28 protein-coding genes are annotated in these 26,392 nt (G+C 74.6%); 21 read left to right on the top strand and 7 right to left on the bottom strand.

The annotated features are described in order from the left end of the window. Positions 1 to 19 precede the first annotated feature (19 nt). The 8 genes from ACX27O_RS12105 (at position 20) to ACX27O_RS12140 (ending at position 9,930) form a co-directional block, all read left to right on the top strand. Entirely contained in the window at positions 20 to 997 is a 978-nt protein-coding gene (locus ACX27O_RS12105; RefSeq protein WP_358128697.1) for a helix-turn-helix transcriptional regulator, read from the top strand. A gap of 92 nt (positions 998 to 1,089) precedes the next feature. Continuing rightward, a complete protein-coding gene (locus tag ACX27O_RS12110; RefSeq protein WP_357639296.1) occupies positions 1,090 to 1,722 on the top strand; it encodes an ATP-binding cassette domain-containing protein in 633 nt (210 codons plus the stop codon). Then, positions 1,719 to 2,996, top strand: a complete 1,278-nt coding sequence (locus ACX27O_RS12115) for an extracellular solute-binding protein (RefSeq protein WP_210858805.1) — start codon at positions 1,719 to 1,721, stop codon at positions 2,994 to 2,996. Before ACX27O_RS12110 ends, ACX27O_RS12115 begins: the two co-directional genes overlap by 4 nt. Next, positions 2,993 to 4,759, top strand: coding sequence for an ABC transporter permease (locus ACX27O_RS12120; protein ID WP_458939424.1), 1,767 nt, complete (start codon positions 2,993 to 2,995; stop codon positions 4,757 to 4,759). Before ACX27O_RS12115 ends, ACX27O_RS12120 begins: the two co-directional genes overlap by 4 nt. Beyond that, the gene (locus ACX27O_RS12125; protein ID WP_030332522.1) at positions 4,756 to 7,140 is read left to right on the top strand and encodes a tetratricopeptide repeat protein; all 2,385 of its coding nucleotides are present in this window, start codon (positions 4,756 to 4,758) and stop codon (positions 7,138 to 7,140) included. Before ACX27O_RS12120 ends, ACX27O_RS12125 begins: the two co-directional genes overlap by 4 nt. A gap of 46 nt (positions 7,141 to 7,186) precedes the next feature. Further along, positions 7,187 to 7,804 (top strand): ABC transporter ATP-binding protein, encoded by a 618-nt coding sequence (locus tag ACX27O_RS12130; RefSeq protein WP_458939425.1) that lies wholly within the window; start codon positions 7,187 to 7,189, stop codon positions 7,802 to 7,804. Continuing rightward, positions 7,801 to 9,222 carry a DUF6297 family protein gene (locus tag ACX27O_RS12135; RefSeq protein ID WP_458939426.1) on the top strand — a complete coding sequence of 474 codons (1,422 nt, stop codon included), beginning with the start codon at positions 7,801 to 7,803 and terminating at the stop codon, positions 9,220 to 9,222. The genes ACX27O_RS12130 and ACX27O_RS12135 overlap by 4 nt, the downstream gene beginning before the upstream one ends. Positions 9,223 to 9,351: 129 nt before the next feature. Beyond that, positions 9,352 to 9,930 (top strand): dihydrofolate reductase family protein, encoded by a 579-nt coding sequence (locus tag ACX27O_RS12140; RefSeq protein ID WP_210860296.1) that lies wholly within the window; start codon positions 9,352 to 9,354, stop codon positions 9,928 to 9,930. Here the strand turns inward: ACX27O_RS12140 and ACX27O_RS12145 are convergent. Both ACX27O_RS12145 and pdxR read right to left on the bottom strand, forming a co-directional pair. Further along, the gene (locus tag ACX27O_RS12145) at positions 9,912 to 10,622 is read right to left on the bottom strand and encodes a helix-turn-helix domain-containing protein (RefSeq protein WP_358128688.1); all 711 of its coding nucleotides are present in this window, start codon (positions 10,620 to 10,622) and stop codon (positions 9,912 to 9,914) included. The genes ACX27O_RS12140 and ACX27O_RS12145 overlap by 19 nt on opposite strands. A gap of 39 nt (positions 10,623 to 10,661) precedes the next feature. Next, on the bottom strand, positions 10,662 to 12,134 hold the full coding sequence (gene pdxR, locus ACX27O_RS12150; protein ID WP_458939427.1) for a MocR-like pyridoxine biosynthesis transcription factor PdxR: 1,473 nt from the start codon (positions 12,132 to 12,134) through the stop codon (positions 10,662 to 10,664). A 62-nt stretch (positions 12,135 to 12,196) separates the two neighbouring features. On the opposite strand from pdxR, the gene ACX27O_RS12155 reads away from it, so the two are divergent. Continuing rightward, complete coding sequence (locus tag ACX27O_RS12155; RefSeq protein WP_030332511.1) at positions 12,197 to 12,808, top strand: LysE family translocator; 612 nt, start codon at positions 12,197 to 12,199, stop codon at positions 12,806 to 12,808. Positions 12,809 to 12,815: 7 nt separating this feature from the next. Continuing rightward, positions 12,816 to 13,556, top strand: coding sequence for a B3/B4 domain-containing protein (locus ACX27O_RS12160; RefSeq protein WP_458939428.1), 741 nt, complete (start codon positions 12,816 to 12,818; stop codon positions 13,554 to 13,556). Here the strand turns inward: ACX27O_RS12160 and ACX27O_RS12165 are convergent. Continuing rightward, the gene (locus ACX27O_RS12165) at positions 13,529 to 14,131 is read right to left on the bottom strand and encodes an MBL fold metallo-hydrolase (protein WP_458939429.1); all 603 of its coding nucleotides are present in this window, start codon (positions 14,129 to 14,131) and stop codon (positions 13,529 to 13,531) included. The two genes, ACX27O_RS12160 and ACX27O_RS12165, sit on opposite strands and share 28 nt — an antisense overlap. 79 nt (positions 14,132 to 14,210) lie before the next feature. Between ACX27O_RS12165 and ACX27O_RS12170 the strand changes: the two genes are divergently transcribed. The 3 genes from ACX27O_RS12170 (at position 14,211) to ACX27O_RS12180 (ending at position 16,327) form a co-directional block, all read left to right on the top strand. After that, positions 14,211 to 15,017, top strand: a complete 807-nt coding sequence (locus ACX27O_RS12170; RefSeq protein WP_051708504.1) for an SDR family oxidoreductase — start codon at positions 14,211 to 14,213, stop codon at positions 15,015 to 15,017. 113 nt (positions 15,018 to 15,130) lie between these two features. Further along, positions 15,131 to 16,018: a pentapeptide repeat-containing protein gene (locus ACX27O_RS12175; RefSeq protein ID WP_458939430.1), complete on the top strand. Its 888-nt coding sequence runs from the start codon at positions 15,131 to 15,133 to the stop codon at positions 16,016 to 16,018. Between the two features lie 72 nt (positions 16,019 to 16,090). Next, entirely contained in the window at positions 16,091 to 16,327 is a 237-nt protein-coding gene (locus tag ACX27O_RS12180; RefSeq protein ID WP_030332502.1) for a hypothetical protein, read from the top strand. 7 nt (positions 16,328 to 16,334) lie between these two features. On the opposite strand, the gene rnhA is transcribed toward ACX27O_RS12180, so the two are convergent. Together rnhA and ACX27O_RS12190 are read right to left on the bottom strand one after the other, a co-directional pair. Beyond that, positions 16,335 to 16,808, bottom strand: coding sequence for a ribonuclease HI (gene rnhA / locus ACX27O_RS12185; RefSeq protein ID WP_357639277.1), 474 nt, complete (start codon positions 16,806 to 16,808; stop codon positions 16,335 to 16,337). Between the two features lie 104 nt (positions 16,809 to 16,912). Next, positions 16,913 to 18,169, bottom strand: coding sequence for a lycopene cyclase family protein (locus ACX27O_RS12190; protein WP_458939431.1), 1,257 nt, complete (start codon positions 18,167 to 18,169; stop codon positions 16,913 to 16,915). A gap of 173 nt (positions 18,170 to 18,342) precedes the next feature. Here ACX27O_RS12190 and ACX27O_RS12195 point away from each other — a divergent pair, with 173 nt between their 5' ends. The 4 genes from ACX27O_RS12195 (at position 18,343) to ACX27O_RS12210 (ending at position 21,851) form a co-directional block, all read left to right on the top strand. Then, positions 18,343 to 19,170, top strand: coding sequence for an ArsR/SmtB family transcription factor (locus tag ACX27O_RS12195; RefSeq protein WP_358128677.1), 828 nt, complete (start codon positions 18,343 to 18,345; stop codon positions 19,168 to 19,170). Positions 19,171 to 19,443: 273 nt separating this feature from the next. Continuing rightward, positions 19,444 to 19,929 (top strand): hypothetical protein, encoded by a 486-nt coding sequence (locus ACX27O_RS12200; RefSeq protein ID WP_030332494.1) that lies wholly within the window; start codon positions 19,444 to 19,446, stop codon positions 19,927 to 19,929. Positions 19,930 to 20,015: 86 nt separating this feature from the next. After that, positions 20,016 to 20,627 (top strand): class F sortase, encoded by a 612-nt coding sequence (locus ACX27O_RS12205; protein ID WP_030332492.1) that lies wholly within the window; start codon positions 20,016 to 20,018, stop codon positions 20,625 to 20,627. Positions 20,628 to 20,750: 123 nt separating this feature from the next. Next, entirely contained in the window at positions 20,751 to 21,851 is a 1,101-nt protein-coding gene (locus ACX27O_RS12210) for a magnesium and cobalt transport protein CorA (protein ID WP_030332490.1), read from the top strand. Positions 21,852 to 21,869: 18 nt separating this feature from the next. Here ACX27O_RS12210 and ACX27O_RS12215 read toward each other — a convergent pair whose 3' ends face one another. Beyond that, positions 21,870 to 22,580: an MBL fold metallo-hydrolase gene (locus ACX27O_RS12215; protein WP_030332488.1), complete on the bottom strand. Its 711-nt coding sequence runs from the start codon at positions 22,578 to 22,580 to the stop codon at positions 21,870 to 21,872. Positions 22,581 to 22,668: 88 nt separating this feature from the next. Here ACX27O_RS12215 and ACX27O_RS12220 point away from each other — a divergent pair, with 88 nt between their 5' ends. From ACX27O_RS12220 to ACX27O_RS12235, 4 genes are all read left to right on the top strand, one after another. Then, positions 22,669 to 23,436 (top strand): SGNH/GDSL hydrolase family protein, encoded by a 768-nt coding sequence (locus ACX27O_RS12220; RefSeq protein ID WP_030332486.1) that lies wholly within the window; start codon positions 22,669 to 22,671, stop codon positions 23,434 to 23,436. A gap of 23 nt (positions 23,437 to 23,459) precedes the next feature. After that, a complete protein-coding gene (locus ACX27O_RS12225; protein WP_081883838.1) occupies positions 23,460 to 23,876 on the top strand; it encodes a YchJ family protein in 417 nt (138 codons plus the stop codon). 201 nt (positions 23,877 to 24,077) lie between these two features. Then, complete coding sequence (locus ACX27O_RS12230) at positions 24,078 to 24,392, top strand: hypothetical protein (RefSeq protein ID WP_458939432.1); 315 nt, start codon at positions 24,078 to 24,080, stop codon at positions 24,390 to 24,392. Continuing rightward, entirely contained in the window at positions 24,389 to 24,775 is a 387-nt protein-coding gene (locus tag ACX27O_RS12235) for a VOC family protein (protein WP_210863833.1), read from the top strand. The genes ACX27O_RS12230 and ACX27O_RS12235 overlap by 4 nt, the downstream gene beginning before the upstream one ends. A gap of 46 nt (positions 24,776 to 24,821) precedes the next feature. Here ACX27O_RS12235 and ACX27O_RS12240 read toward each other — a convergent pair whose 3' ends face one another. Beyond that, a complete protein-coding gene (locus tag ACX27O_RS12240; RefSeq protein ID WP_458939433.1) occupies positions 24,822 to 26,228 on the bottom strand; it encodes an MFS transporter in 1,407 nt (468 codons plus the stop codon). Between the last annotated feature and the right edge of the window lie 164 nt (positions 26,229 to 26,392).

A 26,392-nucleotide genomic window follows, 5' to 3' on the forward strand; every position in this document is an offset into this window, starting at 1 on the left:
GACAACTAGTGTCAGTGAAGTGCGGGCCAGTCGACTCCTCTCCATCCTGTTGCTGCTGCAGTCACACGGGCGGTTGACCGCCGGGCAGCTCGCCGAGCGGTTGGCCGTCTCCCCCCGCACCATCTACCGGGACGTCGAGTCGTTGCACGCCGCCGGCATCCCGCTCTACGGCGAGGCCGGGCACGCCGGCGGCTACCAGCTCGTCGACGGCTGGCGGACCCGGCTCACCGGGCTGACCGCCGAGGAGGCCGACCGGCTGTTCCTCGCCGGCCTGCCCGGCCCGGCCGACGAGCTGGGCTACGGCGACGTGGTGGCGGCGCTGCAACTCAAGCTGCACGCCGCGCTCCCCGCGCCGCTGCGCGACCGGGCGACCCGACTGCGGCAACGCTTCCACCTGGACACCCCCGGGTGGTACGCCGACGGCGACGCCTCCCCCGAGCTGGCCCGCACGGCCGAGGCGGTCTGGCGACAGCACCGCATCGAGGTGCGCTACCGCGGCTGGAACGGCGAGGTGACCCGGGTCCTGGAGCCGTACGGCCTGGTCCTCAAGGGCGGCCGGTGGTATGTGGTGGCCGACCAGCCCGGCCGGGGCGCGCCGGCCACCTACCGGGTCAACCAGATCCTCACGCTCACCCCGCTCGGGCAGGAGTTCGACCGACCCGAGGACTTCGACCTGCCGGCCTGGTGGCGGGCGCACGTGGTGCGGTTCCGGGAACGGCTGCACCGCGACGATGCCACCGTCCGACTCTCCCCGGCCGGGCGGGAGCGGCTGCGCGAGATCGGCAGCGACCCGGTGGTGACCGCGATGGACACCAGCGCCGGGCCACCCGACGCGCGGGGTTGGGTGACCGCTGTGCTGCCGATCGAGTCGCTCACCCACGCCCACGGTGAGCTGCTGCGCCTCGGCGCCGAGGTCGAGGTGCTCACCCCGGTGGCGCTGCGCGAACGGCTGGCCGCCACCGCGGCCGGGCTCGCCGCGCTGTACTCCCCCACCTGAACCGGGCCGGTCCCCTCCACAGTGGAAGGGTCGGGGGCGTCGGTTGTCGGCACGGTGTGCCACCCTGGGACGGTCATCAACGGTCACCGGAGGTGAGGGTCACGTTACGGCTACGCGCACTGGTCGCCGTCCCCGGCACCGGGCCGGTGACCCTCGACGTTCCCGCCGGCACGCTCGCCGCCCTGGTCGCGCCACCCCGGTACGGCACGGCGGTCGCCCGGGTGCTGGCCGGGCTCGCCCCACCGGTGACCGGCCGCATCCTCGTCGGCGACCGGGACGTCACCGCCCTGCCGCCGCCCCGCCGGCAGATCGGCTACGTGCCCGCCGGTGGCGCGTTGCTGCCGCAGCTGACCGTGCGCCGCAACATCGAGTACGGCCAACGCAAACGCGAACGGGTGCACGAGGTGGCCGACGACTGGACGGCCACCGTTGTCGACCGGCTCGAGTTGGCGCTCTCCCTCACCCTGCTGCCGCACCAGATCTCCGCCGCCCAGCGGTTCCGGGTGGCGCTCGCCCGAGCGGCGGCCTGCCTGCCCGAGGTGCTCGTGATCGACCTGCCGGCCGGCTCGGCGGGCGACAGTCGCCTCGGTGACCTGATGCCCCGTCTCTCACCATCGAACGCTCCCGGGGTGGCGGTGCTGGTCTGCAGCGCCGACCCGGCCACCCTGGCCGAGATTCCGGTGCGCCACGAGCTGGTCACCGAGCCGAGCGAGGTGCCCCGATGAGGCCGACGATCCGGGCGAGTCGTCGTACGCTGCTGCGCGCCGCCGCCGTGGGCGCCACCGCGCTGGCCGCCGGCTGCTCGGGCGGGAGCCGGTCGGTGCAGGTGGCGGTGGTCTGGAGCACCAGCGAACTGGACCGGTTCCGTGAGGTCGTCGCCGGCTACCCCGCGCCGGTGCAGGTGGTCAGCGCCGGCAACGACATCGACGCGTTCCTGCGCGCCCGGCACCTCGCCGGCACCAGCCCGGACGTGGCGATCCTGCCGCGCCCCGGCCTGGTCACCGAGTACGCCCAACGCGGGTGGCTGAGCCCGGTGCGCCCGTCCACCGGGTACGCCGTACCCGCCGGGCTCAGTGAGCTGCTGACCGCCGAGGGTCAGCGCTACGGGGTCTGGGTCAAGGCGGCACACAAGTCGCTGGTCTGGCACCTGCCCTCGATGCTGCCGGTGCCGCCGGCCAACTGGGACGAGCTGGTCCGGCGTACCCGGGAGCTCGGCGCGCTCGCCCGGCGCGACGGCGGGCCGGCGCCGTTGGCCATCGGCGCCGCGGACGGCTGGGTGCTCACCGACTGGTTCGAGAACGTCCTGGCCGACGTGGCACCCGAGAGCTACAACGCCCTCGCCCGGGCGGACGCCGACTGGCAGGGCAGCGCGGTGCGCGAGGCACTGGACCGGCTCGCCGGGCTCTGGAGCATCGACGGGGCGTTCGTCGGCGGCGGCCGTCGCGCCCTGCTCACCCAGTACGAGGAGTCGGTGATCCAGGTGGTGCACACCCGGCGGGCGGTGATGCTCGTCGGGGCCGACTTCACCGCCGACGTCGCCGACCCGTTCCAGCGCGGCCCGCAGGCGCCGGTGACGTTCCGGTTCCCGGGCGCCTCATCGGGCGGTGGCCCACTGATCGTCGGCGGGGACGCGGCGGTGGCGTTCGCCGACGCCCGGGGCGGTGTCGAGCTGGTCGAGTGGCTCACCCGGGCCGACTCGTTCCAGCCGTGGCTGCGCTCCGGCGGCTACCTCTCGCCCAACACCAACGTCACGATCGACAGCTACCGCGACCGGGTCGCCCAGCGCCTCGCCGAGGAGATGCGGACGCCCGGCACGCTGCGGTTCGACCTCTCCGACCAGTTGCCCGGCCCGTTCACCGGCTCCGACGGGGTCGGCATCTGGCGGATCATGCAGGGGTTCTTCGCCGACGTCACCGACGGGGTCCGGGCCGGTGAGGCGATCCGCCGGGCCACCGGCCTGCTCGCCGCGGCGGCCCGCAACGCGGGGGGCGGCCGATGAGTGAAGTGTGCGTCCTCGGCGAACTGGCGGTCCTCGACGACGTCGGGCCGGCCCGGCGGGGTCGGGCCTATCCGGCGGCGGGAGCGACGTCGGCCCTGCTGCTGCCGGCCGCGGTGCTGCTCGGTGGGCTGGTGCTGTGGCCGGTGCTGCGGACCATGCACGCCAGCGTCACCACCGACGGCCGCTGGGTCGGCGCGGCGCACTTCCGGACCGCCCTCGCCGCCCCGGGCACCGGCGCGGTGGTCGGCCGGACGGTCCTCTGGGCCCTGCTGGTGCCGGCGGTGGTGACGGCGTTGGGCTACCTGCTGGCCGCCGCGTCCCGCCGCTCCCAGGAGGGCGGCCTGGTGCGGTTGATCCTGCTGGTGCCGGTGGCGTTGCCGCTGGTCGTCACCGGGGTCACCTTCCGGCTGATGTACGACCCGGACCCGAGCCGCGGGCTGGCCACACTGGTCGCGACCCGATTGACCGGCCGCTCGGTGGAGGACGCGCCGCAGCTGCTCGGCCCGGGGATGGTGACCGTCGCGTTGATGTCGGCGTTCGTCTGGGCCTGGGTCGGGTTGGCGGTGCTGGTCTTCCGGTCCGCCCTGGACGCGGTGCCGCCGAGTCTCGCCGACGCGGTCCGCGCGTACGGCGGCGGGCGTCGCCACGTGCTGTGGGACGCGCAGTGGCGGCCCTTGCTGCTGCGGACGACAGCTGTGGTGTTCGCGTTGGTGGCGGTGGGCACCAGCCGCACGTTCGACCTCATCCTGGTGATGACCCCCGGTTCGGTCCGCGACGAGGCGTCGGTGCTGGCGTTGCGGATCTGGCAGACGTCCGGCGGCACCACCACCGGCGACGGCGCGGCGCTCGGTGTGGTGTGGCTGGTGGCGGTCATCGGCGGGATCATGGTGGCCGCGCTCTTCGTCCGGCAGGCGTGGCCCCCGCCGCGCGTCGAGGCGGCACCGGAACCCGCTCCGGTCGCCCCGCCCCGGCGGGTGTTCCGGCTGCTCGCGGCGGGTGCCGCGGTCGCCTGGCTGGTGCCGCTGGCGGTGCTGGTCGCCACCTCGGCGCACGGCAGGGTGGACGCCGCCGCGCGCGGCTGGTGGTCCGCGCCGCCGAACGCCGAGTCCTACCACGACCTGGTCACCGGCACCCAGCTGTGGCGCACGCTGGGCTTCACCCTGGTGCTGGCCACCGCGGTGACCGCCACGGTGCTGGTGGTCGCGCTGCTGGCCGCGTACCCGTTGGCGTGGTTGACCGGGCCGGCCGCGCAGGCCACCGGGTTGCTGCTGCTGGCCGCGAGCGTCGTGCCGATCCAGGTCATCGCCGGGCCGGTCAACGAGGTGCTGGGCCTGGTGCTCTCCTCCGGCACGGCTCAGGGCCTGGCCCTGGTGCACATCGCGCTGGGTGTGCCGTTCGCGGTGCTGGTGCTGCGCAACGCGTTCGCCGACCTGCCGGTCGAGCAGGTCCGCGACGCCCGGCTGGGTGGGCGCCGGTGGTGGCACACCCTGCGCCGGTTGGCCCGGCACAACCTGTCGGCGGTGGTGGCGGTCTCCGTGCTGGAGTTCGTCCAGGTCTGGAACGACCTGGTGGTGGGTCGGCTGTTCAGCGCGTCGGGAGCGTCGCCGCTCGGGCCGTTCCTGGCCGAGCAGACCCGCAGCTTCGTGAGCAACAGTGGCGCGCTGGCGGCCAGTTCGGTGCTCGCCTCGGTGCTGCCGGTGGTGCTCGTGGTCCTCTCCCGGCGGCACCTGGTCGCCGGGCTGGTCTCCGGGGGCGTGCGGTGACCGGGCCGGGTGGCGCGCGCGGTGGTTCGCGCTGGCCCGCGCTGATCGCGATCGGCGGCGTGGTCGGCAGCATCCTCGCCAACGTGGCCGGCAACCTGGCCGGCAATCTCCTCTCCGAGTTGGTGGCCAGCGTGCTCGGGCCGGTGACCATCGTGCTGGCCACCGGCGGTGTGCTGGGTTACGTGGTGTACGAGGTGCGCCGCCGCCGGGCCGGTCACGAGGTCGGCCCCGAACCGACCGAGGTGCTCACCACACCGGCCACCGGGGCGCCCACCCTGCCCTACACGGCCGAGTTCACCGGTCGCCGCGAGCACGTCGACGCGCTTGTCGCGCTGCTCGCCCGGGAGCACGCCGTGGCGGTGCTGGGACGACGCGCGGCGGGCACCTCCGCGTGCGCGGTGCAGGCGGCGAACCAGTGCCGGGAGGACTTCCCGGACGGGCAGTACTACCTCGACCTGCGGCGGCGTGGCCGACCCCGCTCGGCCCGGCAGGTCCTCACCGCGCTGGCCCGGATCCTGGGCACCGCCCCGCCGACCTCCGGCCGGCCGGACGCGCTCGCCGCCGCCGCCGACGCGCTGCGCGGTCAGCTCGACGGTCGCAAGATCCTGCTGGTGCTGGACAACGTCGACCGTCCCGACCAGGTCCGGCCGCTGTTGCCGCCCACCGCGCGCACCTGCCGCCTGCTCCTCGCCGGCGGTCCGGCGCTGGTCGGTCTGGAGGGTGTGGTCGCGCACTGGATCGCCGAGCCGGGCACGTCCGAGGCGGTGGAGCTGTTCGCGACGGCGGGCGGGGCCGCGCCCGCCGCCCGGATCCGGCGCGCCGACCCGCGCACCGACCCGGCGGTCCGCGAGATCGTCGACCTGTGCGGGCGGCAGCCGCGCACCGTGCGTGCCCTCGGTTATCGCACGGCCCAACACGGCTGGCGGCACTCCGACGTACTGGAGGCGCTGCGCCGCGCGGTGCAGACGCCACCGCACCAACGGCTCGCCGTGTCACCGGCGGCCCGTCTGGTCACCGAACGGGACATCGCGTACCAGGCGTTGCCCCGCCAGGCCCGACGGTTGTACCGGCTGATGTCGCTGGTGCCCGCCCCGGTGGACCGGCCCACCATCGCCGCGCTGGCCGGGCGGCATCCCGAGCTGGTGACCGCGCTGCTCGACCGGTTGGCCGCCGCCGCGTTCGTGGTCGGCGCGCCGGGCGACCGGTACGAGATCCGCCCCCTGCTGGCCGGCAGCGCCCGTCTGCACCTGCGCGACGCGGATCCGGCCCGGGCCCGGGTCGCCGCGCAGGCCCGGCTGACCCGGCACCTGGCCCGCCGGGCCGAACGGCACGCGGCCAACCTGGCGGTGCTCGGCTCCCCACCGGACCGGGAGTGGTCGCTGCCGCTCGATGACGACCCGTACGGCTGGTTCGACCTGCACCAGGAGCTGCTGCTGGCGGTGGTGCGGGTGCCGGCCGGCGCGAAGGAGACCCTGCCCCGCCGGGTCCGCCGGTGGTGGTTCCGGCTGGCCGTGGCGCTGTGCGGGTGGCTGGCGTACGCCGAGCGGCTCGACGAGTGGGAGCAGGTCTGCCGTACCGTGCTGGCCACCCCGACCGCCGACGACCGCCCGGAGATCGCCGGGTGGGCGCACAACGAGCTGGGGGTGCTGCGTCGACGCCGGGGCGACCCGCAGGGGGCCGCCGCCGCGCTCACCCTCGCGGTCAACGAGCGGGGCCGGCGGGGCAACGCCCAGGCGCGGATGAACCTCGGCCTGGCCCTGCTCGACCTGGGGCAGCTCGACGACGCGGTGGAGCACCTGGAGATGTCCCGCCGGCACCGCTCCGGCGCGGACCGGGCCGGGCACGCCCTCACCGACCTGGGCCTGGGCGCGGCCCACCTGGCCCGGGGAGAACCGGACACCGCCCACCACCACCTGGTGCGGGCGGCCAACACGTTCCGGTCGGTGGGCGACGCGCGCGGGTACGCGGCGGCGCTGACCAACCTGGTGCTGGTGCACGCTGCCCTCGGCGAGCACCTGGACGCCGCCCAGGCGTGGCGGGCCGCGCTGCGCGAGTACGAGTCGGTCAACGACCCGACCAGCCGGGCGACGGCGCTGCTCAACGCCGGGGCGACGCTGTTGAGCAGCACCCCGGGGCAGGCGCGGACGGCGTACGAGCTGTTGGCCGAGAGCCGCCGGCTGCGCGAGGAGACCCGAGCGAGCGCCGGGCTGGCGCGTACCCTGCTCTACCTGGGTGACGCCTGCGCCGCGCTGGGCGACCGGACCGACGCGCGGCGGCACTGGGCGGACGCGGCGGCGGTGGCCGAGGAGGTCGCCGACGTGCAGGGGTTGGCCGCCGCCGACGCCCGACTCGAGGAGGACGCCGAGCGCCGCGTGACGTAGGTCGCTCGGGTTGGTCGGTGGCACCGCTCTGCGAGACTCTGTGATCGTGGACGCGCTCTCGGTACGGGGACTCAGCCGCAATTTCGGCGACCTGGTGGTGCTCGACGACGTGAGCTTCACGCTCCCGGCGGGCCGGATCGCGGTGGTGCTGGGCCCCAACGGCAGCGGGAAGACCACCCTGCTGCGCTGTGTCGTCGGCGCCGACCGGCCGGACGCGGGTGAGGTGCTGGTGCAGGGCCGCCGGGCCGACGAGACCGACCCTCAGGTGCGGGCGCTGGTGGCGGCGGCCCTGGACGACATCGACTTCTTCCCCGACCTGTCGGTGGTCGAGCACCTGGAGCTGGTCGCGTACGCCCACGGGGGTGACGCCGAACCGGTCGGGGAAGTCCTCGCCGAGCTGGGTCTGGAGGCGGCCCGCGACCAGTTGCCGGTGACGCTGTCCAGCGGGCAGCGCCGCCGGTTGGCGCTGGCATCCTGCTTCGTCCGCCCACGCCGGGTGCTGATCCTGGACGAGCCCGAGCAGCGGTTGGACGTCCGCGGGCGGCAGTGGCTCGCCGACCGCCTGCTGCGGGAACGGGCGGCGGGCGTGGCCGTGCTGCTGGCCTCGCACGACCCGGAGCTGATCGACGCGGTGGTCGACGAGCGCATCGAGATCGGCAAGTGACCGCCGCACCGGCCACCGTCGCCGACGCACCGGCCGGAGTGCCCACCGCCCGGCAGGTGCGGACGCGCCTGCGCCGGGCCCGCAGTCGACACCACGACCATTCCCTCGGCGACGTGCTCGGTGACGCGTACGTCATTGTCCTGTTCGTGGGCATGTACGGCTGGTTCGCGGTCAGCGCCAGCCGCAACCTGCTGGACTCCCCCACCGTGGGGCAGGCCGAGCCGGGGGTGCGGTGGTGGCTGGCGGTCGCCGCGCTGCTGGCCGGCGCGGGGCTCGCCTGGCGGGGCCTGCGGGCGCTGGGGCCGCTGCTGGTCACCCCGGCCACGCAGAGCTGGGCGACCAGCGCGCCCATCGACCGGCGGGCCTGGCTGGCGCCGCGCTTCGTGCTGCTGCTGGTGGGCGCGGCGACCGGCACCGCAGCGCTCGCCGTGGCCGTGGCGGCGCTGGCCGGGGTCGGCGAACCGGCCGCGCTGGGCTGGGCGGCGGCGGCCGGCGCGGGGTGGGGCGTGGCCGCGTTGGCGCTCAGCGTCGTCGCCCAGAGCAGCCGGTCGGGGCGACGCTGGCCGACGGTGGCCGGGGCGGTGCCGATGGCGGCGGCGGCCGTGATCACCACGGTGGTGGTGCTCGTGGGTCGCCTCGGCGACGGGCTGCCCCGGCCGGCGACGACGCCGACCGTCGCGCTGGTCGCCGTCGCGGTGCCCCTCGCGGTCGTGGGCACGGTCCGCGCGGTACGCGCGCTCCCCCGGGTCGACCGGGCCTCGCTGACCACCGGCGCGCAGTTCGCCAACGCCGCCGCCACGGCCACGATCCTGCTGGACCCGAGCCTGCTCGCCGGCCTGGTGGAGAGCCGCCGCTGGCGCCGGATCGGCCGGGTGCGCAGCCGCCGGTTCCTTCCGGGCCCCGGCTGGTGGGCGCTGCTGCAGGCCGACGTACGCCGGCTGCGCCGCCACCCGAGCGCCGTGCTGATCTGGGCGGCGCTGCTCGGGGTGCAGTACGCGGCGGCGCTCGCCCTGCCCGGGTTGGCGGGGGCCGCGCAGGTGGTGTTCGCCTACCTCGCCGCCGACCGGCTGACCGGCGGTCTGCGGGCGGTCAGCCGCTCACCCGGGCTGCGCCGGGCGCTCGGCGGCAGCGACAACCTGCTGCGCGGGATCCACGTGGTGGTGCCGGCCGTCGGCGCGGGCCTGTGGTGGTTGCTGACCCTGCCGACCGTCGACCCGGGGCCGCCCTGGCTGGCGCCCACGCTGGCGCTCGGGGTGGTGGCTGCCGCGTTCCGCGCCGGCACCCGCCCGCCGATCAACTACGGCGGCGCGACGGTGAACACGCCGTTCGGGATGATCCCGGTCGACCTGCTGCGGCAGGGCTCACGGGGGCCGGCGCTGCTCGCCGTGCTGGTGCTCGTCCAGCTGTTCCTGGGCTGACCGGTCAGTTGCCCGGTCGGCCCCAGGCCCGATCACGGCACCACCCGCTGTCGTTTTCATCCAAGACAACGCCGCAGTCGCGATCTAGCGTGGACCCGGCAGCCCGCTCGAGCAGGAGGAGACACCACAATGCGCGACCTGGTCTACACCGGTTTCATGTCGCTCGACGGCGTGGTGGACTCGCCCGGCGGCGGGCCGGGCGAGGAGCACCGCAGCGGCGGTTGGGTGTTCAAGGACCTCGAGTTCGTCCCGGAGGCCTGGTCGCTGAAGGGCGAGGAGCTCGCTGACACGACAGCGCTGATGTTCGGCCGTCGCAGCTACGAGGCGTTCGCGCCGGTCTGGCCCGGCTCGGAGGACCACGCCAGCTACAAGGAGCTGCCCAAGTACGTGGTGTCGAGCAAGCTGTCCGACGACGCGCTCGTCGACGGGTGGGGGCCGACGACGATTCTGCGCTCGACAGGGGACGTCGCCGCCCTCAAGCAGGGCGATGGCGGCGCGATTTTCATCCACGGGAGCGCGGAGCTGGCCCGGCGGCTGTCCGATGAGGGTCTGATCGACCAGTACAACCTGCTCGTCTTCCCGGTGCTGCTCGGTGCCGGTAAGAGCCTGTTCGGCCGGGCCGACCGAGAAAAGCACATGCTGACGCTGCGGGAGTCGGAGAGCTATTCGAACGGGATCCTCAAGTTGATCTACGACGTCAAGCGCTGACCCAGGTCGAGGGCTATGGCGCCGACGCTGCCCTCGCGCAACTGCCGGACGGTGCGTCCGACGTAGGAGCGCAGCGCCCGGGCCAGATGCGGCTCGTCGAAGTAGTCGAGCTTGGCGACCACGTCGGCGACCGGGTCGCCGCCAGCCAGCAGCTCTGCCGCCCCGCGGGCCCGCTCGATCTGCCGGACCGCGCCGCGCGTCAGTCCCGTCGCGGCGCGGAACCGGCGTTCGACGGTGCGCTCCGAGACGGCCGGGCGGTGACCCCGCAGTAGCTCGGCGACGAGCGGGTCACCGACCACGGTCCCGGCCCGGACGAGCCCGGCGACCAGGGCTTCGGCGTCGTCGGGGCCGGGCGTCTCCCAGCGCGTGCCGTCCAGCCGAAACGTCCGGTGCATGGTGTCGGGGAGCTCGATGCCGCCGTCGACCAGCGCCGTCGTGGGCACGGCCCGCAGCGAGGTGCCCACGACGAAGTCGATGCCGGTGAAGGTCGCGCCCTCCGGCACCGACGCTGTGCCGGTGCGGGTCTCGGGACCGGTGATGCCCGCGTACGACCGGCCAGCCTGTTGCCAGAACACCAGGCCCCACCGCACCCCCGCGACAGAGGTCATCGCGGTGACCTGCTCGCTCGTGCAGGTCCACACGGTGTCGACCCAGGGCGAGTCGGACCCGCGCGTCTCGAACCGCAGTCCCACGGGCGAAGGGTACGCGGCGAGCACGGTGGACGGGTGGTCCTAGCCGGAGCCGAGCGCGGCGGCGAGGGCGGCGACGCCGTCGTCGATCTCGGTGGGCGTACGGGCCGCGTAGCCGAGCACCAGGCCCGGCCGGTAGGGCCGCTGGCAGTGCCAGGACAGCGGTTGCACCTTCACCCCCCGGGCCAGCGTCGCCGCCGCCAACTCGGTGTCGACCACCGCGTCGTCCAGCGTGATCATCAGGTGCAGACCGGCGGCGGCGCCGTGCACCGTCGCGGACGGCAGCGCGCGGGCCAGCGCGGCGATCATGGCGTCCCGTCGGCGGATGTGCCGGCGGCGCAGCAGCCGCAGGTGCCGTTCGAAGGCACCGGAGGTCATCAACTCCGCCAGCACCAGTTGCGGCAGCACGGCGTTGCCCAGGTCGGCGTTGCGCTTGGCGGCCACCACCGCGTCGCGCAGTCGCGGGGGCACGAGCAGCCAGCCGACCCGCAGGGCGGGGGCGAGCAGTTTGGAGACGCTGCCGGCGTAGCAGACCTGCTCGGGCAGCAGACCCCGCAGCGCCGGCACCGGGGGGCGGTCGTAGCGGTGCTCGGCGTCGTAGTCGTCCTCGATGATCAGGCCGCCGGCCCGCGCCCAGGCGACGAGGTGGCGGCGGCGGTCACCGTCGAGCACCACGCCGGTCGGGAACTGGTGCGCGGGGGTGAGCATCACCGCCGGAGCGCCGCTGGCGGCCAGGTCGTCGACCCGCAGTCCGGCGTCGTCGACGCTGATCGGCGGGGTGGCCATCCGCCAGTTGTTCAGGTGCTGGCGCACTCCGAGCGAGCCCGGGTCCTCGACCGCGATCCGGTCGACGCCGGCCGCGGTGAGCGCCTGGGCGAGCAGCCCCAGCGCCTGCGAGACGCCGGCCACAATGATCACCTCGGCGGGGTCGACGCTGATGCCGCGGTTGCGGGCCAGCCAGGCGGCGACGGCCTGTCGTAGCGCGGGCGTGCCGCAGGGGTCGCCGTAGCCGAGGTCGGCCGCGGCGAGGCGGCGCAGCACTGTCCGTTCGGCGCGTAGCCAGTCCGTGCGGGGAAAAGCGGCCAGGTCGGGTACGCCGGGCGTCAGGTCGATCGTCGCGGGCGCCGCGCGTACCGCGTCGAAGATGTCGGTGCCCGGTGCCGGTGGGAAGGTCGCGACCGGTGCCGGCGCGGCGGCCGGGGCGGGGGTGGGCGCGGTCGGCGCGGCGACGACCACGGTGCCGGCGCGGCCCCGACCGGCGACGTGCCCCTCCTCGGTCAGCCGCTGGTACGCCTCGGTGACCACGCCCCGGGAGACGCCGAGGTCGGCGGCGAGCACCCGGGTCGGGGGCAGTCGGTCACCGACCGGCACCCGACCGTCGGCGATGGCCTGGCGCAGCCGGTCGGTCAGCCAGTCGGCGCGCCCGCCCGGCGCCGCGTCGGCGATGGTCAGGTGCAGGAAGTCGGACCCGGCCGATATGGACCTCTCGGACGCCGTCGGTTTGGCTCTGCCCATCGGACCATTGTGGCAGCAGAGTGAGCAGGAGCCAGACCTGCCAACTCCGCCGGAGGACGACCGTGACCATCCCGTTCCTGATCACCACTCTGATCGTGGTGGTCACCCCCGGCACCGGGGTGATCTTCACGCTCTCCGCCGGGCTGTCCCGGGGCGCCCGGGCCGGGGTGCTCGCCGCGTTCGCCTGCACGCTGGGCACGTTGCCGCACCTGCTGGCCGCGATGACCGGGCTGGCCGCGCTGATGCAGACCAGCGCGGCGGCGTTCGAGACCGTCCGCTATCTCGGCGTCGGCTACCTGCTCTACCTCGCCTGGTCCATCGCCCGCGATCGGGACGCCTTCGCCGTGACCACCGACGCCCCGCCCCGCCCGGCGCTGCGGGTGATCGTCTCCGGGGTGCTGGTCAACCTGCTCAACCCGAAGCCGACGCTGTTCTTCGTCGCGTTCCTGCCGCAGTTCGTGGACACCACGGCACCGGGCTCGACCCGCGCGATGCTCGGCTGCGGGGCGGTGTTCATGCTGCTCACCTTCGTGGTGTTCAGCGGCTACGGCGTCTTCGCGGCCCGGGTCCGCGACCGGGTGCTGACCCGACCCCGGGTCACCGACTGGCTGCGCCGATCCGCCGCCGGCACGTTCGTCGCGCTCGGCGTGACCCTCGCCCTCACCGAACGATAGGACCACAGTGCAGTTCGAACACTCCCCACAGCTTCGCGACGCGTACCCCGATCTGATCGCCGGGGTGGTGCTGGCCTCCGGAATCACCGCCACCGCCGACGTGACCCGACACGCGGCCAGCTACCTCACCGAGGCCCGGCGGCGGTTGGCCGCCGGGCCCGAGAGCGGGTTCCCGGAGATCCAGGCCTGGCGGCGGGCGTACGCGGCGATGGGCCTGCGGCCCACCAGGTACCGGTGCGCCGCCGAGGCGCTGCTGCGCCGGCTGCGCCTGGACGGCGAACTGCCCCGGGTGCACCCGCTCGTCGACCTGTGCAACGCCGTCTCGGCCGCGTACGCCATCCCGGTCGCCGCGCTCGACCTGGAGCGGGTCGACGGCGACCTGGTGGTCCGGCCGGCGCACGGCGACGAGCCGTACCTGAGCTTCGCGGGCGACACCGAGCATCCCGAGCCGGGCGAGGTGACCTTCGTCGACTCCGTCGGGCGGGCGCACGCCCGACGGTGGACGAACCGGCAGAGCGGCTGGTCGGCCGTGCGGGCGGGCACCTCGTCGGTGCTGATCGTCGCCGAGGCGCTGCACCCGGGCGCCGAGCCGGCGGTGACCCGGCTGGTCGCCGACCTCGTGACCGAGCTGACCGACGAGTGGTCCGCAACCACTGCCGCCGCGGTGCTCACCAGAGCCGCGCCCCGATTCCGCACTCCGACGGCCGGTGACGACAGAGGTCAGGCGGTGTCGCCGGGCATCAGGTGACGGTAACCGGGGATCGTCTCGCCGAACCAGCCGGCGACGCTGGCCAGGCCACGGTCGTTGAGCTGCGCGTCGTGGACCGGGTACGCCGCCGCCGCGCCCACCGCGCCGGCGAATCGGATCGCCTCGTCGAGCCGCAGCCAGGACCCCTGGGCCGGGACGAGCACCGTGTGCACCGGCTCGTCCGGCACGTGCAACGCGTCACCCGGGTGATAGAGGTGATCAGCGATCAGGTAGCCGAGGTTCGGGCAGTCGGGCTGCCCCTCGTGGATCGCGGCGTGCCGTCCACCGTGCGCGCTGACCGACATGCCGGCGGCCGTGAACCGCTGCCCCGCGCGGACCCGGGTCACCGGCAGCGCGGCGAGATCCGGCAGTTGGGCACCCTCCGGGGCGTACACGGGGACACCGAGACCGGCGAGCCGCAACACGTCCACGTGGTCGGTGTGCTCGTGGGTGACCAGGACGGCGTCCGCGCCGACCAGGGCAGTCGGCTCGCTCCACGTCCCCGGGTCGACGACCAGCACCCCGCCCTCGTGCTCGATGCGGACACAGGCGTGGGTGAACCGGGTGATACGCATCAGGCGACGCTACGCCGCCGGCGGATCGGTCCGGGTGCCTGTGGCGGTTGGGCCGGCGCTGCCGGGGTAGTGCGCCAGCATGCCGCAGCGATACGAGAACTACCCGAGGATCGCCGTCGTCACCGGCGCGGACTCCGGCATCGGCAAGGCCTGCGCGGTGGCGCTGGCCACGGCCGGCTTCGAGATCGGCATCACCTGGTACGGCGATCCCGACGGCGCCGAGCGGACAGCCACCGAGGTCCGCGCGACGGGCCGGCGCTGCGAGCTCGCCGAGGTGGACCTGACCCGACTGCCGGACGCGGCGGCGGTGGTGGACGAGCTGGCCGACCGGCTCGGCGGCATCGGGGTGCTGGTCAACAACGCCGGCGTCGGGGCCTCCACCCCGTTCGTCGACACCGGGTGGGAACAGTGGCGCGAGGTGCTCGCCGTCGACCTGGACGCGCCCTTCCTGTGCGCCCAGCGGGCCGCGCGACGGATGCGGGCCGCCGGCACCGGCGGGCGGATCATCAACATCACCAGCGTGCACGAGCACGCGCCGCGGGTGGGCTCCGCCGCGTACTGCGCCGCGAAGGGCGGGCTCGGGCTGCTGACCCGGGTGATGGCCCAGGAGTTGGCCGCCGACGGGATCACCGTCAACGCCGTCGCCCCGGGCGAGATCGCCACCCCGATGACAGGTCAGGAGGACGTCGACCCGTTCACCCAGGAACGGCCCGGCGTGCCGGTGGGTCGGCCCGGCGACGCCCGGGAGGTGGCCGCCGTGGTCGCGTTGCTCGCCTCCCCCGCCGCCAGCTACGTCACCGGCGCGTCCTGGCCGGTCGACGGGGGCATGTTGCTGATGGGCCCCCAGGCAGCGGCGTTGCCGAACGACGACTGGCGATCGGTCTGACCAGCATCGGCGGCGACGGCCGCTGACACGCACGCACGGTGACCCCCGACCGGTCCGGTCGGCGCGGCACAGGAAACAATGGTGACCACCTGATCGTCAGGAGGACCGTCGGCGTGTCGGACCGCACCGCACCGCCGTCCGGGGCGGCGCAGCTGCGCGCCGACTGCGGACGCTGCTTCGGGCTGTGCTGCGTGGTGCCCGCCTTCGCCGCGTCGACTGACTTCGCCATCGACAAGCCGGCCGGCTCGCCCTGCCCCAACCTGCGCCCCGACCACCGCTGCGGCATCCACACCGAGCTGCGGCAACGCGGTTTTCCCGGCTGCACGGTGTTCGACTGCTTCGGCGCCGGGCAGCAGGTCGCCCAGGTGACCTTCGGCGGGCGGGACTGGCGGGACGCGCCGGAGACGTTGCCGGCGATGGCGGAGGCTTTCGCGGTGCTGCGACCGCTGCACGAACTGCTCTGGTACCTCACCGAGGCGGTGGCGCTGCGCCCGCCGGCCGACCTGCGCGCCGATCTGGAACGCGTCCGCGCGGAGACGCTGACACTCACCGAGGGTGACCCCGCGCGGCTTCGCGCGGTGGACGTCGACGCCCACCGGGCCCGGGTCAACCCGCTGCTGTCCCGGGCCAGCGACGCGGCCCGGGCCCCCGACGGTGCCGACCGGCGGGGCGCGCACCTGCTCGGGGTGGACCTGCGCCGGGTCGACCTTCGCCGGGCCAACCTTCGCGGGGCGCTGCTCATCGGCGCCGATCTGCGCGGAGCGGACCTCGGCCTGGCCGACGTCACCGGCGCGGACCTGCGCGGGGCCGATCTGCGGGGCGCGGACCTGCGGCGCACGCTCTTCCTGCACCAGACCCAGCTGGACGCCGCCCGGGGCGACACCCGCACCGGGCTGCCGCAGACGCTCACCCGGCCGGCGCACTGGACGGCGCTGCCACTCACCCCGGTCCGCCAGCCGACCCGATCCCCGGCCCGCGCCCATCGGGGCCGCCGCCGCTGAGCACGAGGTTTCGGTCGGGACGACGCCGGGTAGCCAGCGCCGACGCGAACCGGCATCGACGGGGGGCACGGCGTGGGCTACCGAAATCGCCAAGGTGAACAGCCGGGCGACCCGCAGCACAGCGAGGACGAGGCCGGCCAGACCTCACTAGTGCAGGTCGAGACGGACACCGAGGTCCCCGCACCGGCGGACACCGACGTCCGGCCGGACATCGTGACCGAGCCCGACAACTCGGGCGTCGCCGGTGGTTCCTCCGGCAGCAGCGGTGGTGGCTCCAGCATGCCGGGGCACCCCGACGCGACCCGCTGACCCCGGCTCAGCGGCTGGTCAGCGCGGCCCGCGCCTCGGTCATGCCCTTGTTGGCGAGCCCGTCGGCCCGCTCGTTCTCCGGGTGCCCGTTGTGCCCCTTGACCCACAGCCAGGTCACCTCGTGCCGCTCGCAGGCCGCCTCCAGCCGCTGCCACAGGTCGGCGTTCTTCACCGGCTGCTTCGCGGCCGTCCGCCACCCGTTGCGCTTCCACGACGCCAGCCAGCTGGTGATGCCGTTGCGCACGTACGTGCTGTCGGTGTGCAGCTCCACGGTGACCGGCCGGTTCAGGCTCTCCAACGCCTGGATGGCCGCCATCAGCTCCATCCGGTTGTTGGTGGTGGGCGTGGCCTCACCGCCGCACAACTCCCGCTCGTGATCGCCGTAACGCAGCAGGGCACCCCAACCACCCGGGCCGGGGTTGCCACTGCACGCCCCATCGGTCCAGATCTGCACGCCCCTGCCGGCCACCGCGTCCACCATGCCCGGCAACCTACCGGGCGCGGACGTCGTCCTCCCCGCTCGGGGCCGGCGCGTCGCGACGCCCGCGCCGCACGGCACCCGCTCGGGGCGGGAGTCGACCCCGGTCAGGTCGGACGCGGTGCGCCGGCCGCGCCGGGCGCCGAACCCACCACCGCCGGTGGGATGGCCGGCGCGGGCCGGGTGGGGCGCAGCCGGTCGCGCACCCGGTCTGCGGCGTCACCAGCGGTCGCGGCGATCATCGGCACCAGCCGGGTCGACTTCATGATCGCGACCTCCTCGGCCGGAGTGGTGCCGCCGTCGAGGAAACGCAGCACCCGCTCGGCCGGGTTGCGGTCGAAGAGCCGGTCGAAGAACTCCGGACCGCCCACCCCACCCCGGTCCAGCGCCCGCAACGCCACCGCGTCCATCCAGCGGTGCCGGCGCGGGTACGCCGGCGCGGGCACCGGCGCCCGGCCGGCGGCGAGGGCGCGGGCCACCTGGTCGGCCTGGCGGTACATGGCCGAGAAGGTGAAGCCGGTGGAGGGGCGGGTCGCGCCACCGGCCGTGCCGAGCCGGACCACCCGGGGGGTGGGCCGGGCCGGGAAGGGCGCGTCGGTCATCGGGATGACCCCGTTCTCCACCTCGCGCACCCGCAACCCGGCCGGGTCCAGGCCGAGCAGGTCCCGGTAGCCGGTCAGCGCCGCGTCGTAGCCGGCGTCGGTGAGCAGGTCCGGCGAGAACTCGGTGTACTCGACCAGCGCGTAGCGGTCGCTGACCGGCAGCACGTAGCCGAAGGAGACGCCCCGGGGCGGCTGCGGGGTGCGGAAGTCCATCAGCACCGCGCGGGTCGGGTCGAACACCGGCCGGTCCGCCTCCAGCCACCACCCCCGGAAGTGCTGCAACCAGGTGGTTCGCCCCGCTCGGGCCGGCGGGCGGGGACGCGAGTCGAGCACCCAGCCGGCCCGTACGGTGCGCCCGTCGCCGGTACGCACCAGCACCCGGGTGCCGTCGTCGCGCACCGTGTCGGCCGGCGCGACGATCCGGGTGGCGTGCAGGCGTCGCTCGGCGTCGGCAGCCCGGTCGTAGACCGGGCCGGAGCGGAGCATGGCGTACCGCAGCGGGGTGAGGTCCAGGACGCGGCGGCGCGCCGCGGTCGCCACCTCGACCTGCTGCCAGCTCGCGCTGAGCAGCGGGTCCAGGTCGGTGTCGGGGTGGCCCCAGAACGCCCAGGTGCGGTCCTGGCCGCGTCGGCGCACCGGGTCGACGATGGCGATCCGCTGATCCCGGACGCCGTGCCGATCCAGTGCGGCGAGCAGCAGTGACGCCGCGCCGCCGCCACCGAGCAGCGCGAGGTCGACGTCGAGCGGCGCGGAGTCGGTCACCCGCACCACGCTGCCACACCGCCGCGCCCGACCGCGCGTCGCCATGGTGGCGACGACGCCGAGCCCATCGGGGCGGACGCGTCGGCGCGGGCGTGCGAGCCCGATTGACAGGCAACTTGCTGGTTGCCTATGTTGATAGGCAACCGCTGGGTTGCCTATTGTCGGGAGGGTCGATGGACGACGCGTTCCGGGCGCTGGCCGACCCCAGCCGGCGTCGCCTGCTCGACCGGCTCAACGACCGCAACGGACAGACCCTGCGGGAGCTCTGCGACGGGCTGGCCACCAGCCGACAGGCCGTCAGCAAGCACCTGTCGGTGCTGGAGGCCGCCAATCTCGTCACCACGGTGCGCCGCGGCCGGGAGAAGTTGCACTACCTCAACGCCGCCCCCATCAACGCCATCGCCGACCGGTGGCTCAGCCGCTACGACCGCGAGCGCGCCGCCGCCCTCGCCGACCTGACCACCGCATTGGAGCGACAAGCCATGGAAAGCCCCACCTTCGTCTACACGACCTACGTCACCACCACCGCCCAGCGACTGTGGGCCGCGCTCACCGAACCGGCGTTCACCCGCCGCTACTGGGGTGGGGTGGCGTTGGTGTCGGACTGGCAGGCCGGGTCGCCGGTGCTGTGGCAGGACGCACCCGACGCCGAGCCCCGCGACCTGGGCCAGCGGGTGCTCGTCGCCGAGCCGTACCGCCGCCTCTCCTACAGCTGGCACGGCTTCCAGCCCGAGCACGCCGAGCACTTCGGCTGGTCCGCCGAGGAGCTGGCCGCCCGGCTCGGCGAGCGCCGGTCGAAGGTGACCTTCGAGATCGAGCCGCACGGCGACGGAGCCGTCCGACTGACAGTCATCCACGACGGCTTCTCCCCCGACAGCGAGATGCACCGGGCGATCAGCGGCCAACTCGACGGCAGCGGCGGCTGGCCGGAGCTGCTGGCCAGCCTCAAGACGCTGGTGGAGACCGGCGAGCCGATGCCCGAACCGACCCCGGCGGGCTGACCCAGCCGAGCGGGCCGGCCGTTGCCGCCGGCCCGCACCGAAGCAGCGCCTCATTCGCGGCGTCGCCGGCAATACCTCGCCATCGGCCCAGCGGCGACAGCTCGCGGCTCTCCCCGCCTTCGGGTGGACACGTGACGGCAACGAGGATTTCTCATTTTCACCTGATCGAGGACCCAACCCACCTAGTGTTGGGCACACCGGTGCTAGTCACGGAGTTGGCCACCCGAACGACGTCCCACGCAGTCAGCGGACGAAAAGTGAGGGAAGACGCGTATGAAGGTCTCAACAGCACTCTGCTCGGCGGCGCTCGGCGTGGGCCTCGGCACGCTCCTGCTGCCAGGCGCCGCACTGGCCGACACCACCGTGTCACCGGCCACCACCCCGGTCGGTGGAACCGTCGTGCTCACTGCGACGACCTGCAACCCGAAGTCGGGTGATGCCCTCTTCCGGGTCACCGGCCCCAACCGCGACCAGAACGTCCGATCCACCACGGCCGCCGCCGGCGGCGGGCTGAGCGCCGAACTCTTCACCGCCGGGTTCACCCTGGGCACCTACACGGTGGCGGCCACCTGCGGCGACGGCAGCTCGGCCGGCACCGCCACCTTCACCGTCACCCCGATCGGCGGCGCGCCCGCCGGCTCCGGAGGCGACAACCGTGACACCGGCGCTCTCGCCGCCGGCGGCACACTGCTCGGCACCGCCCTCGCCGGCGCGGTGATCCTGATCCGCCGGCGCCGTCCGGTGTCCACTGTCGCCTGACCGGCGGCCGTTCCATCCCTGAGACGGGTGCCCGCGCCGGTGACACCGGCGCGGGCACCCCGACGAACCCACCCGGAGGTGCGCAGGTGTGGTGGCGGCGGACCCTGCCGGCCGTGGTCGCCCTGCTCGGCGTGACCGGGCTCGGGCTGATCACCGTCGGCCTCACCGCCGACCCGGCCCGGCCACCGCGACCGTCGGCCGACGCGCCGACCCGCACCCACCCCGCACCGGACCTGGCCCCGCTGCCACCCGCCGCGCCGGTCCGGGTGCAGATCCCCGCCATCGGCGTCCGCGCCGACATCGTTCCCGTCGGCGCGGACGCCAGCGGGGTGCTGGAGGTGCCGCCACTGGACCGGCCCACCCTCGCCGGCTGGTACCGGCACGGGGTCAGCCCCGGCGAGACCGGCAACGCCGTCCTGGTGGGACACGTCGACGCACCGTCGGGGCCGGCGGTCTTCTTCGACCTCGGTCGGCTCCGCGCCGGGCAGCAGGTCCAGGTCACCCGCGCCGACGCACGGGTCGCGACGTTCACAGTGGACGCCGTTCGCGCGTACCCCAAGGAGCACTTCCCCACCACGCTGGTCTACGGCCCGGCGGACGCCGCCGAGCTGCGCCTGATCACCTGCGGCGGCCGGTTCGACGCCACGAGCGGCAACTACGTCGACAACGTCGTCGTCTTCGCCACCCGCACCGCCTGAACGGGGTCGCCCGCCTAAGTCACCCGCACCGCCGCCCCGCTGCCGTGCGCCGGGCCCTGCTCGGCAGAATGCGGTGGCACCATCCCTGATCGAGGTGGTGCGTCGGCGGCGGGGAGGCACGCGGTGGATCAGCGACCGGTACGGGACCGAACAGGTCGACGCGTACGGGCCCTGGCCCGTCGACTGCTCGGACGGATCGAGGACGGCTCCCCCACCCCCCGTCGGTCCAACCCGGACGCCGTGGTCGACTGCGCCGTCTACGTCAACGGCCGCCGGGAACCCGGTCACCTCCACTACGCCGACGCGTACGCCCGGGCCCGGCACGGCCGCGACGCCTTCGTGTGGCTCGGACTGCACGATCCCGGCGCGGCCGTGCTCGCCGCGGTCGGCCGGACCTTCGGCCTCGACGAGCTGACCGTCGAACAGGCGCTCGCCGACGGGCACCGGCCCACCGTGCAGCGCAACGGGCCGGTCACGCTGCTGGTCCTGCGCACCGCCGGGTACGTGGAGCACGACGAGCTGACCGACACCTCCGAGGTCATCGACACCGGGGACGTCATGGTGCTGCTCGGTGACCGCTTCGCCATCACTGTGCGGCACGGTGCCGCCGGGGCGCTGCGCAGCGTCCGCGCCGACATCGAGCGCCGCCCCGCGCTGCTGGCCGCCGGCCCGTGGGCGGTGGCGTACGCGGTCTGCGCCCGCATGGTCGACTCCTACCTGGAGGTGGCCGGGCACGTGGAACGCGACCTGGAGCGGGTCGAGGAGGCGGTGTTCGCCCGCGACCGCACGGCCGACATCCAGCACATCTACCAGCTCAAACGGGAGGTGGTGGAGTTCAAGCGGGCGGTCCTGCCGTTGCAGACGCCGATGCGTACGCTGCTCGAACCCGACGGCCCGCCGCGCGCCCTGCACCGCTGGTTCGTCGACGTGGACGGCCGGCTGAGCCGGGCGGTGGATCGGGTGGCCGCGTACGACGACCTGCTCACCTCGATCGTCCAGTCGCGGCTGGCGCAGCTCGCCGTGGAGCAGAACAACGACATGCGCAAGATCGCCGCCTGGGCGGCCATCGCGGCAACCCAGACCGGCATCGCCGGCATCTACGGCATGAACTTCGACCACATGCCCGAGCTGGCCTGGCGCTACGGCTACGCCGGGGCGCTGACCCTGATGGCGGCGGCGGCAGTGTTCCTGTACCGCCTGTTCCGCCGGTCCGGCTGGCTGTGAGGCCCGCCGGCGGGCCGCTCAACGATGCGCGGAGAGGAAGGCGCGGATGCGGTCGCGGGGGTTGTCGGTCAACTCGGGACCGTGGGTGAAGGCCGCCAGGTCGTACTCCAACTCGCCGAGCACGTGCGCGGTCTCCCGGGTCATCTGGAAGTCGCTGCACAGCCACCGCATCGGCCACCGGACGCCGAGCACGTTGAACAACGCGTCCCCGGTGATCAGCAGGCGGGTCGGCTCGTGCAGCAGCGACACGTGCCCGGGCGAGTGCCCCGGGGTGTGCACCACCCGCAGGCCGCCACCGACGTCGAGCAGGTCCCCGTCAGCCAGCGGCTGGGCCACCTCGACCGCCGGAAACCGGCCGCTGTTGAGCCGGGCGAAGAGCCGGCCGCCGGTCACCGCCGGGTCGCTGACCGGCGCGCGGCCCGCCTGCGCGTACGCCACGTCGGCGGCGTGCGCCGCGACCGGGGCACCGGTACGGCGGGCCAACTCCGCCGCGCCGCCGGCATGATCGGGGTGCGCGTGGGTGAGCACGATCCGGGTGACGTCCGCCGGCACCTTGCCGATCGCCGCCAGCCCGCGCACGATCCGGGCCGGCGCCTTGGCCAGCCCGCAGTCGACAAGCGTGACGCTGCCGTCGTCGTCGACGAAGGCGTACGAGTTGACGGCCGAACGGCCGACAGTGGGGATACGCCAGACGTTCGGGGCCAGTGCCACCGCAGGGGCTCGCGTCATGTCGCGAGTCTAGGGAGGATCGTCAACCGTCGTTGTCGACCGGTCGACGGTCCACCCGAGGTGCCGGAGGGCTAACCTCGCCCGGGTGATGTGGCAGCGGTACGTGGCGATCGGCGACAGCACCACCGAGGGGCTCGACGACCCGGACGGCGCCGGCGGCTACCGGGGCTGGGCCGACCGGTTCGCCCTGGCGGTGGCCCGCGCCCAGGGCGGTCTGGAATACGCGAACCTGGCCATCCGTGGCCGGACCACCGCGCTGATCCGGGCCGAGCAGCTCCAGCCCGCCCTCGACCTGGCCCCCGACCTGGCCACCGTCGTCGCTGGCATGAACGACGTGTTGCGTCCCTCCTTCGACGCGGACCAGGTCGCCGGTGATGTGGCGGCGATGCAGCAGGCGCTCGTCGATCAGGGGGCCACCGTGCTGACGTTCACGATGCCGGACCCGGCGCCCGTGATGCCGCTGGCCCGGCCCCTGCGGGGTCGCATGCTGGCGCTCAACGAGGCGCTGCGGGCCGCCACCGCGCGGACCGGCGCCACCCTCCTCGACCTGGGTGCCCACCCGGTCTCCTCCGATCCCCGGCTGTGGAGCGACGACCGGCTGCACGCCAACAGCGCCGGGCACGAGCGGATCGCCGCCGCGCTGGCGTACACGGCGGGTCTGCCCGGTTTCGACGACTCCTGGACGCAACCGTTGCCACCCGCAGCGCGGCGACGCCGGGGTGAGGTGTTCGGCGCCGAGCTGGCCTGGACCCGCCGGCACCTGCTGCCCTGGCTGGTCCGGCACCTGAGCGGCCGGTCCTCGGGCGACGACCGGGTGGCCAAGCGGCCGGTGCCGCTGCCGGTGCCGCTGGACTAGAACGGGTACGGAAGGATAGCGACGTGGGCAAGGGTGCGGGACGCCGGCGGGCGAACGCGACGACGGGACGGGTGTGCCCGTGCGGCTCCGGCCGGGCGTACGCGGACTGCTGCGCCCCGGCGCACGCGGGCGACGCCCCGGCGACGGCCGAGGCCCTGATGCGCTCCCGGTTCAGCGCCTTCGCCCTCGGCGACTCCGGTTACCTGCTGCGCAGCTGGCACTCGTCGACCCGGCCGGCCGCCCTGGAGCTCGACCCGGGGCAGCGGTGGACCCGACTGGAGATCGTGCGGACCGAGCGGGGCGGCCTACTCGACGCCGCCGGCACGGTGAGCTTCCACGCCCACTACCGGCACGGGGGCCGGCCCGGCACGGTGACCGAACACAGCCGGTTCGTCCGCGAGGACGGCCGGTGGGTCTACCTCGACGGTGACCAGCCCTGACGGCTGCGCCGACGGCCGGTCGGGGCGTACGATGACGTCGGCGTCGTCCTGCGCCGCACCTCCCTCCCGGCGCTCACGCCGCCGGCAACGCGGAGGCAAAGGGGGCCTGGAGCCCTCGGGACGTGGTGCCACATGCCCCACTCCGGCGGGGTCGGCGGGAGCGTGAGTCCCGGTGACCGTGCCGTTGACCGGGAGCATGTGATGACCACCCAGAGATCGTTCAAGGCCCGGGTTCGGACCCGGATGGAGAAGACCGGCGAGAGCGCCCGTTGGCTGCCCGACGTCGAGGTACGCGTCCGCACCGCCACCGCGCCCCGGATCTTCCGGGCCGACTGGGCCGGTGGCCCGACCCGGATTGTCGTCGGCATCGACGCTGTCGGCGAGTCAAAGGCCCGGGTCATCGTCCTGCACGGGAAGCTGACCGGGGCTGAGCAGGCCGCGGAGCTGAAGGCGTACTGGCGTGAACGACTCGCCGCACTCAAGGCACTGCTCGAAACGGACGGAGGCCACCGATGACCATGACGTTCATCAACCTGCCGGTGCGCGACCTGACCACCGCCGCCGAGTTCTACCGGGCGATCGGCTTCACCAGCGACCAGGGCGAGCCGGACGGCGACAGCATGGTGCTCACCATCTCCGACACCACCCGGCTGGTGCTGCACCTGCGCTCGGGTTTCGAGAGGTTCACCGGTGTCGCCACCCCGGACACGGAGACCAGCCGGGAGGTCATCGTCGGGCTGTCGGCGCAGAGCCGGGGGCAGGTCGACGAGCTGGTCGACCAGGCGGCCGTCGCCGGTGGCGAGTCGCTCGGGCCGGGGATGGCCAACGGGCCGATGTACATGCGTGGCTTCCGGGACCTCGACGGCCACCAGTGGTCGTTCCTGCACCTGGACGGCTGACCACACGGCCCGGCGGCGACCCCCTCGGGCCGCCGCCGGGCCCCGGTCAGTGCCGGCCGGGCGTCACCGCCGCGACCACACCGGTGGGCACCACCGCGCGGCGCCGGCGGCGGGTCAGCAGCACCAGCGCCACCACGAGGTACGCCCCGGCGGTCAGCGCGAACGCCACCGCGTTGCCGGCCGCCGTGGCGAGCAGGCCGTAACCGGCGTACGTCACGATGATCAGGACGTCGGTGGCCATCCCGGCAAGGGATGTGACGGTGGCGCGGCTGGTGCCGGTGATCCGGGCCTGCAACCGGGCGTCGGCCAGCACGGTGGCCAGCTGCGCCGCGCCGAAGGCCACCGCGATCAGCACGAACCCCGCCGGGTGCCGCAGCAGTGCACCGCCGGCCAGCGCGACACCGACCAGCCCCAGCAGCGCGGCGTACCCTCGGCTGCCCAGCCGCTCCCCCGCCGGGGCGAGCAGCCCACCGACTGTCACCCCGGCCCAGAGCAGCAGGAGCAGCAGTGGGACGGCCTGCGCCCCGACACCGGTGTCCAGGGCGAGCAGCGGGGTGTACTCGTCCAGGGCACCCCAGTCTGCGGCGACCACCGCCACCAGCAGCACTGCCGACCGCACCGGTGCACGGGTGCGGACCTGCGCCACCCCGGCCCGCAGCGTGTCCCACCATCCCAGGTCGACATCGTCGTCCGGGCCCGCCGGCGGGACGCTGTCCGACTCGCCCGGGTTCGCGGGTGGGGCGGTGCCCGGCTTGTCCGGGTTCGCGGGTGGGGCGGTGTCCGGCTGGTCCGGCCGGGGTGGTGCGGCATTCACCGGCCCGGCAGCCGGCACCGGCTCGGCGACCGTGACGCGTGCGGCGGCTGGCGCGCGGTGCTCCGGAAAGCGGGTGGCGGCGATCGCGGCGAGCAGGCAGGCGGCCACGCTGGCCGCGCCGACCGCCGGATACCCGCCGACGGCGAGCACCGGACCGGCGAGCACTCCGGAGAGCACCACGCCCAGCACACCCGCCGTCCGCGCCCGCCCGAGCACCCGGGCGTACCGGCCGACCGCGCCGAGCCGGTCCAGCTCGGTCCAGACCAACGCCTCCAGGGCGCCGGACACCAGCGCGCCAGCGGCGCCCCAGAGCAGGAAACCACCAGCGAACGCCGGGTACGACGGCAGCAGCACCCAGAGCGCGAAACCGGCGGCGGCCACCAGCGGGGCGAGGCACAGCAGCAGCCGGCGGGACAGCACGTCGGCCCACGCGCCGGAGGGCACCTCGAACAGGATGCCGGCGGCCGACCAGATGACGAACAGCGACGCGATCTGCCCCACCGACAGCCCGGTGTCGGCGAAGAACACCACGTACAGCGGGTAGAGCAGGACAAGGTCGCTGAGGAACGCGTACCCGTAGAGGGTCGCCGTCAGCCGGCGGACCGCCGGGTCGGGCACGCGCGAGACGATGGAGATCATGGGGCCTTCCCGTGGGAGTGGAGACGGACACCGGACGTGCGGTGCCCGTGGTGGCCCACGGGATCGGCCTAGGCCGGTGGATCAATGTCGCCAGGTCATGCCCGCGATGCTAGACAACCGGCGCGGTGGCGGCCAGCGCTTTCGGCGTGCCGGGCAGCGCGAAC

Source organism: Micromonospora sp. SD19, assembly GCF_054462275.1.